At 43.5% G+C, this 8,097-nt stretch carries 8 protein-coding genes; 7 read left to right on the top strand and 1 reads right to left on the bottom strand.

The window, feature by feature from the left end; all coding sequences use genetic code 11:
• The 4 genes from IID12_08720 to IID12_08705 form a co-directional block, all read left to right on the top strand.
• A partial coding sequence (locus IID12_08720) for a hypothetical protein (GenBank protein MCH8289172.1) occupies positions 1-1,210 on the top strand: 1,210 nt, incomplete at its 5' end.
• 299 nt (positions 1,211-1,509) lie between these two features.
• Complete coding sequence (locus IID12_08715) at positions 1,510-1,689, top strand: hypothetical protein (GenBank protein ID MCH8289171.1); 180 nt, start codon at positions 1,510-1,512, stop codon at positions 1,687-1,689.
• Positions 1,690-1,712: 23 nt separating this feature from the next.
• Positions 1,713-1,859: a hypothetical protein gene (locus tag IID12_08710; GenBank protein MCH8289170.1), complete on the top strand. Its 147-nt coding sequence runs from the start codon at positions 1,713-1,715 to the stop codon at positions 1,857-1,859.
• Between the two features lie 421 nt (positions 1,860-2,280).
• Complete coding sequence (locus tag IID12_08705; GenBank protein MCH8289169.1) at positions 2,281-2,742, top strand: cyclic nucleotide-binding domain-containing protein; 462 nt, start codon at positions 2,281-2,283, stop codon at positions 2,740-2,742.
• Positions 2,743-2,944: 202 nt separating this feature from the next.
• Here IID12_08705 and IID12_08700 read toward each other — a convergent pair whose 3' ends face one another.
• A complete protein-coding gene (locus IID12_08700; protein ID MCH8289168.1) occupies positions 2,945-3,196 on the bottom strand; it encodes a DUF4242 domain-containing protein in 252 nt (83 codons plus the stop codon).
• 782 nt (positions 3,197-3,978) lie between these two features.
• Here IID12_08700 and IID12_08695 point away from each other — a divergent pair.
• The 3 genes from IID12_08695 to IID12_08685 all read left to right on the top strand — a co-directional run.
• Positions 3,979-6,264, top strand: a complete 2,286-nt coding sequence (locus IID12_08695) for a hypothetical protein (GenBank protein MCH8289167.1) — start codon at positions 3,979-3,981, stop codon at positions 6,262-6,264.
• A gap of 57 nt (positions 6,265-6,321) precedes the next feature.
• Positions 6,322-6,666 carry a hypothetical protein gene (locus IID12_08690; protein ID MCH8289166.1) on the top strand — a complete coding sequence of 115 codons (345 nt, stop codon included), beginning with the start codon at positions 6,322-6,324 and terminating at the stop codon, positions 6,664-6,666.
• 636 nt (positions 6,667-7,302) lie between these two features.
• On the top strand, positions 7,303-8,097 hold a 795-nt coding region (locus tag IID12_08685; protein ID MCH8289165.1), incomplete at its 3' end, for a hypothetical protein.

Genomic DNA, 8,097 nt, shown 5'->3' with positions numbered 1-8,097 from the left:
TAGGGACTCTGAGCTCTCACTGTCGGAGATCGCAAGTATGTTGGGAGTGGATGCCATCATAGAGGGATCAGTATTTCGGGTAGGTGACAGTGTGCGCATCACAATACAATTGATACACGGCGCTACTGATGAACATCTGTGGGCTGATAGCTTCGACCGCGAACTTAAAAACATATTAATTATGCACAGCGAAGTGGCGAAAGCCATTGCTAAGGAGATCAAGGTCACACTGACTCCGCAAGAAGTGACTCTCCTTTCTAACGCTCGTCCGGTAAACCCTGAGACTTACGAAGCATACCTGAAAGGAATGTACTATCTTGACAAGTCTGATCCTGAACTATTCAATAAAGGCTTGATGTATTTATCTGAAGCGATCGAAAAAAATCCCGGGGATCCTCTGGCTTATACAGGATTAGCGCAAGGTTACATTAATATCGGTCATGGTCCCGCACCACCGCCTGGCGTATGGGCAAAAGCACAGGCTGCAACACTCACAGCATTGAAGCTGGATTCGACTCTGGCTGAGGGTCATGCTGCTTTAGCCCGAGTCAAAGTTTATTATGAATGGGACTGGCCTGGGGCGGAAAGAGAATTTGAACGTACAATAGAACTCAACCCGAGTTTGGTAAAGAACCGATACCATCATGCGTATTTTCTCTACCTTATGGGACATATGGATGAGGCGATAGTGGAACACACCTTAGCCAAGGAGCTCGACCCGCTTACGCCGCTGTACACTGCATGGCTGGGGGGATTATATTTGTTTGACGGGCAATTCGAAAGGGCGATGGAAGAAGCGCAAAACTCCTTAGCGCTAAATCCTAATTACGGTGAAGGGCTTTTAATACTTGGAGGAGCCTATCTGGAAATGGGAATGCATGAGGAAGCAATCGCAACCCATGAAAAGATGGTGTCCGTCGCTCCATGGTGGAAATACGCTCTCGGCGTCACTTATGCGCGGACAGGTAACATTAGTGGCGCAGAAAAGATACTTGCTGAATTGGAAGAAGCAGAAGCGACTCCGTGGGGTGCGTTCACACTAATCTCTTTGAATGCGGCTTTAGGGAATTTAGATGAGGCTTTCAAGTGGCTGGATTACGAGCAGCCGCATGCATGGATTCCATGGGTTTCTGTATTGCCAGAGTTTGAACCGCTGCGAAGCGACCCGCGCTTCAAGGAATTCCTTGTACGTGTGAATCTCCCTGAGTGAGTATCAGCCGGAGGTAATTGCTAAGAAAACTTATTAAAGTTGAGTCGGCATCCATAATAATATGATTCAAAAACATATTAAATATCAGGTACCCGCACGGTATCGAGTAGCGTGTACGAGTGTAGCGCTTCTTCTTGCATTCCGGGTAAAAACCTGTTACAACCCGGAACGGTGTCTGTTAATTTGAAACACATTTTTATTTATTACCTTTTGAAGATAAACGTATTACCGATGGTTATTTGTTTACCTAACATACTAACAGAAAGAGGTATCAGATGAAAAAACTCACTGCTATAACCATGATATTTGGCTTAGTAGTATTATTAACTACTGTAGCCATGGCGGGCGATGTGGAAGACATTAAAAAGGCAACATTGGAGCATTTTGTGACTTTTAACGCCGGTAACGTAGCTGGGCACGTAGGACACCATCTAAAAGGGCACACCGGATATGGCCTGATGGAGGTCTCCTTGATGTAAAGGTCTATGGCAAAACTGCCGTTGTGACCTGCTATATAGTTGGTACGGTAACGAATACAAATGGCATAACTGAACAGGTGAGGGATCGCAGGACTGCAGTATTAATTAAGAAGGGCAAAAAGTGGATGGAAGTTCATGCCCACAATTCGCCTATTACGACCGCCGAGTAAAAGTAGTTTACTTTGTTGCGGTGAAAGCTGTGATGAGGTCTTGAAAGAGCGGCGGGGGCTGAAACTTCCCGGTAGTTGGGCAGACCTTTCTGAATGAGGACGCGCCGTGATGCCGAGTTATCGTTCCCGCCACTTGTTCCATCAGCTCCTGACTAGCCCTCCCGATAAATCGGGATAAATTTCCTCCGAAGGAGCTCCTTCGGAACACCCCTCTTTATAGAGGGGAATTTTGCCAAAGTGCGGTCATTTTTAATTTGACCTCTTTATAAGTCACAATGTGAAAAGTGATTATTAAATTGTCAGCTGTCTCACACAATTAATAATGGAAAATGATATGTGCTCCTGTTATATTACGAATGTATCTATTATTGTATAAACAATCTTGGACTTTGGCAGGCTTTTGGAAACAGGGAATAACAATTTGATATCTGGTAAAAGCAGGGAGATCATCTCTGGGTCTAAAATCTTGAATGGACTTTCGTCCGAAATATTATTGGGAATCGCTGAAAATTCCTATGAAATGGAATTTAAGGCTGGTCAATTATTCATCAAAGAAGGAGATCCGTTAAAGGGACTTTGCATCATCTTAGATGGGAAAGCGTCCATCGAAAAAATAAATAGCGTAACGGGAGAGGCGATAGAATTACAAACACGTAGCGTTGGTGAATCGCTTGGCGAAATGACATTGATCGATCAGGATACACGGTCGGTGTCTGTGAGGGCAAAATCCGATGTAAAAATAGCTGTTATTAATTTAGAATATATGTCATCACTGTTTGACAAATATCCTAAAACGCTTGCGACGGTAGCGATCAATATCGCCAGAATATTAAGCAACCGCTTGCGCGAATCGGATGAGGTTTCCGCAAAAAAAATTAGATAGCAATACAATCCCTTAGGAATTGGATTTGGACAGAGACAGTACAAGTATTAGAAAACTCACTGCAATAATGTTCATTGATATGGTCGGCTATACCGCCATGATGCAGAAGGATGAGCGCAGGACGCAGGATCTGGTCAAACGGCAGAGAGAACTGATAAAGCCCTTAGTTGTAAAACACGGCGGTGAAGGCCCCTGCTATGTTTTACTCACCTTCGTTGACCTCGATGATCTCGTCTGCTACTAGGCCGTGTGCCTCACGGTGTACTGCCTCAGCCGCTTCTTTATTCGGGGCCTCGCAAAGACAGAAAATACTGCCATCGTCTTCGTTGAACCAGTATTTCAGATACTTCACCCCGTGCTTCTCCTGAACCTCGAGGTCTTTCTTATGGGCTCCTGCGACCGCTTCAGCAGTCAGCCCTTCCACACCTTTGTGAATATCCATATAGAGTGGCATATTGTACTCCTTTCATTCCCATTTTCATAGGGTTTCGATTATGACGCTTAAATGGAACCACTCTCGCCGGAGAGCGGAATATCTGTAGGTGGACTAGCTACTATTTATAAAGAATTAATAGTGGACTCATCATATCGATATTTTTTCCATCTCTGAAAGTAATATAACCAGTCGATAGCATTAATTCAATCTTGATCCTATTCTCATAAGTTGTAATAGTTAGCAAGCAAATGTTAGGTTTCTGGCAGGCAATTTCGTCCAAACGAGGAAGATGGTGTTGCTGAAGTAAGAATAAATTGTGCGAGTCAGGATTTATCCTGACCGCAACTCCTTACACACCCCGTCTTTTGGCTTATGTGGCAGTCAGGACTTGTCCTGACGCTTTGATAAAGAGATTATACGGTCAGGATAAAATCCTGACTCGCACAGAAAAAGTAGCACATACGGGTTGAAAGGGTCACCGCATCCTGCGGGGCAAGCGTATTTGTATTGGTCGGGGGCGAATGATTTTGGCTTTGTATGATATTTAGAATTATACTATATACTGCCGAGAGAAACGAATTATCATAACCAAATGATTTGGAATTATAGATCGTAAGTGGTTATACTACATTTTGAGATGGGGAAAATATCAATTAAATGCGGTTACTAATAATTCTACCTGAATATTAGTTATGCCCAAAAACTCCAAAACGATATATTTACTTAAAGCAAAATAAACTGTTCATAATTCCTTTAATCATACTTATACTTTATGATATGAATAAATTTGAGTGATAGTCATGAGAATAATCGCCATTCCCTTTATATATATATGCTTTTTTGCATTAACGATTTTCGGATTGCCAATCGTTTTAGTGGGACAGCACCCTCTGTCACATAGTTTGACAGAAATTGATTCTAATGCTTTTTACTTCGACATAGAGACTTTAACCCGTCAGCAGCTCAACAATTTACCTTTTCGTCATGAATCGCAAGAGTATTATGGTTTGTTTTCCGGTGCTGTCGTTCAGGACTTTCGCGGCACGGATTTTCTGCACGTTCGTGGCAGCCGTCATGACGAGATATCTTACACTTTCGAAGGCATAGATGTTCGTAGTTCCTTCACGGGACTTAATATGATGCGCTTTATTCCGGAAGCGCTTGAAAGAATAACTCTGCATGGCTCTCCTACCGCTGGCACCGACCACGCAGTGGCTTCAGTGCAGCACAGCCTACGTCGCGGCGGAGGTACTTTTAACTTTACACTGCGCGGTGAATCTGACCAATTTGCGGCAGACCACGAAACTCGTTTCGGAACTTTCTCTTATGGTTATACCAACTTCCTGCTTATGGCCGAAGGCAAAGTATTCAGAGACAATATTCGCTTTTTTGCCGCCGCTGAAAGAGAAACCTTCGATGATCATTACCGCAAATTCTGGGATGGTTTTCGATTCGGCGGACCGGATTTTCCACTGGTTGATACGAATACCGAGCAACCAGTGCAGGAAATCGTCGGCGTTGACGAGATTGTGATCCGTCCCGGTAATATTCCGAACGCAGCAGCGAGTCGGTTTACACTTAACAGCGTCATAACTGCGGATATTGGATCGTTCACTGTTGGAGTCGTAGGGCTGTTTAATAGCGAAAACGAACAGCAAAACAATACGCCAATTTTAAACACCTTTGATTTGGAGCGTATTCCGGAACTAAAACAAAATACCGGTTTGTTGTCGCTGCAGACTGATTATGCCGGACCGAATGCCTGGAGCGCCCACTTTCAATTTGATATCCTTCGTTCAAATGAGAAAGAGACCGACCCGGTTATCGGAGATGATTTACTGTCTCAATCCGGCGATAGTGAGATCATCCGCTCGCTTCGTATCCTCGGTTTCCCATTCAGAACCTCAGGCCATGTGCTTTCGGATTTTACAAAGGCAGAAGAGAATTATTGGGGCTATTCCGGCAATGTCAGAAAGAAAATAGGTGGCAATATCATAACCGCAGGCGGCGCCTATCAGCGCAGGACCCTGCGTCGGTTTACCATTATGTCTTATCAAAATTTCATGTATGTACTTCAAAGTACGGGTCTCACGCCTGGTGAACTTGATGAAGAGCAGTTGTTCCGCATTCGTGAAGTCGGAGATGTACAAGCATTCGGGTATGATGTATTTGGAAATATAATTGAGCAAGCGGATGGCATAAACGACGGGCCTAGGAATCCCGTCAAATTCTCACTTTTCCTGGAAGATCAATTTCGAACAAGGATCTTTAAAATGCAGATTGGATTACTGTATGAATCATTTTCGAGTGATGCCATAATTTATACCGATCCAGCCAATCCGGTGGCTCTTTTTCGACCAGGGAATCCGACATCAGGGACAGAAACAGCCCCTACCTATAATTACTTTTTGCCTAGATTTGCCGCTACTTTCTTCGAAGACAATCGCCTCAGTTTTCAATTCAACTTTGGCCGGTATGTTCAACAAGCTCGCTTCAGCGATGTTTATGCGAGCCGGGGACATCGCTCATTGAGCCGGATAGGTGGAAATATCGAAAGGGACCCGCGGGGATTTGACAGTGAGCCTGTGCCTTCGACCCAATCCGTGTTTAACCTTACTTACAGGGTTAATTCAGCGCTGTTCTTAAAAACCGCCTTGTTTCATAAGAAAATTACTGAACAACTGGTATCAGATCAGATAGAAGTTGACCCTGCATCGCCTTACATCGACTATGTTATTCTTACCAATAGGGGGAGATCGACAGCCCGGGGCGCAGAATTCACATTGCAATTCGAGTTAAGGAGACTAAAAGCTCGGTTGAACTATACATTATCAGATGTAGAAGGCTCCGCCTCGTATCCTATTACCAATCTACAGGACGCCCTATTCGGGGATAAGGAAAAGCTGGAACGTATATCGCAGGAGTCGACTCCTTTAGACTTTAATCAAAGGCACCGTGGCAATGCTTTGATCAGTTACCAAACAGACAAAAAGGCTCCGGCATGGCTGCAAAACACGGGTTTGCATTTTCTATTCCGTTTTAACAGCGGTCATAATTTTAAACTTTATGATGGCGGCTTTGGTTGACCTGTCGCATTATCACCCAGCAGTTTGCTGAGCGACGATGAACCTCGAATGAGAAGAATGGTAATAGCCAACATAATAACGCCCCGGAACTATCAATTTGATTTCAAAATCAACCGCAGCTTTGCTTTTGGGAATTCTCCTTTAACGGCCTATATTTATATTCAAAACTTTTTTAATCGAAAAAATGTCCTGCATGTTTACTGGCGCACCGGTACCACCCAGGACGACGGCTCTTACGATCCTGACCATAGAGAACGGATAGTGGAATTGCGGGGAGAAGAGTTTTTCACACTCTATCAATTCATAAATATTGACCATCGTCAGGAATATGAGTGGGCACAAGGGGGCGATTTATTCGGAAGACCGCGAGAAATTCGCTTTGGTTTACAAATCGAGTTTTGAGTAGGTTCAATAACGCCTCAAGGACAGAACCGCATAATATTTCGAAGAAATTAAGGAAAAAGGGGGTGGGCATTCCACCCCATTAACCGCCTGTATAACACTCATTCAGGAAGATTAGGAATTTGACTGAGCTCTATCAGAGGCGAAAAAAACGTCACTCTCAGGTCACTGTTCCGTGTTAGTGATTAACATTTCACCAAGTAGGTACATCAGAAAGATAAGACTCGACCGAGCAAAACAATTATTGGTACAAAAGGATGGAAACGTCACTGAAACAGCCTATAAAAGTTGCTTTTAGCAGCTCCTCATATTTTACCAAATGTTATAAAGAAGAATTAGATAAAGTTCCTTGAGAATCAGAAAATCTATAGCAATACCATCCTGATCAGTAAATAATACCAACAGGTCACATAATTGATAGAAATTGTGACATCTGTTACATCTTAGAGCGCTTTTTTGCGCTACCTTCAGATTTATGAAACCTTAATAGAGTTTGATCCGTTAATATTGATAATGCGATTTAATGTGGGAGCGAAGTTTGATCAAGAAAAGATTCACCAATATTATATTGGTTACAGCTCTGATTAATTTCTCTGCTCTAATAAATTCTTATAACAAAAATAAACGGAGTCATCTGTGAATTCACTCGTACAAAGGATATTTTCAACAAAATTGATAACTATAGTAATATTGACAGCTCTCCTAAACTCCGGCAGTTCTTTCATCTATGCTGAAGAGGATCCGGGCAACATACCGAATCAACCCCACGATTATAATAAGTTCATTTGCGGAACACGAGCGGACCATGCTCTTCATTTGAAGTCAATACTAAGCCACGCAGAAAATGTGAAACGCTTATCGAAGATCCAGCTCGCTCCGTCCGTTTCGGCTGACTTCGACGATGGCGATGTTGCTGTCATGGTTGATGACGGTACACTTCTCATTCCCCCGGGCTCCAATCCGTTTGACCTCGACGGATTGACACTCTTATTTACTCCGAACGGCAGCGGCGGTTACGATGTTGCAACAGTTGAGTTCACTTTTGATGCGTCCTTAGGAACAAATCTTTTTGCGGGTGACGACACGAATCATGAATTCAATCTTACCGGCGGTTTCTCATTTCCCTTTTTCAATTCGACCCGGACAAATATCTGGGTTCGCTCAAACGGAAACGTCACATTCGGCGCTGTCGGCAACCCAAGTTTCTTTGATCCAGCTGATTTTGGTTTGGAATTACCGATGATAGCAGCATTTTTTGGTGATCTGGACCCGTCGGCAGGCGGCGGAGTATTCGCAAAAGAAGAAGTAACAAAATTCACTGTCACCTGGAACGCCGTACCTGAATTCGGAGTAAGCAATACAAATACAGTGCAGCTTGTTCTAAACGATGACGGCTCATTTCAAATAACATATAATGGAATCGGTATGGTT

It is taken from the genome of Candidatus Neomarinimicrobiota bacterium (genome assembly GCA_022567655.1).
In the GTDB taxonomy this organism is placed as follows: domain Bacteria; phylum Fidelibacterota; class SORT01; order SORT01; family SORT01; genus JADFGO01.
Note: the sequence above shows the minus strand (reverse complement) of the source record. Positions and strands in the feature narration are given on the sequence as shown.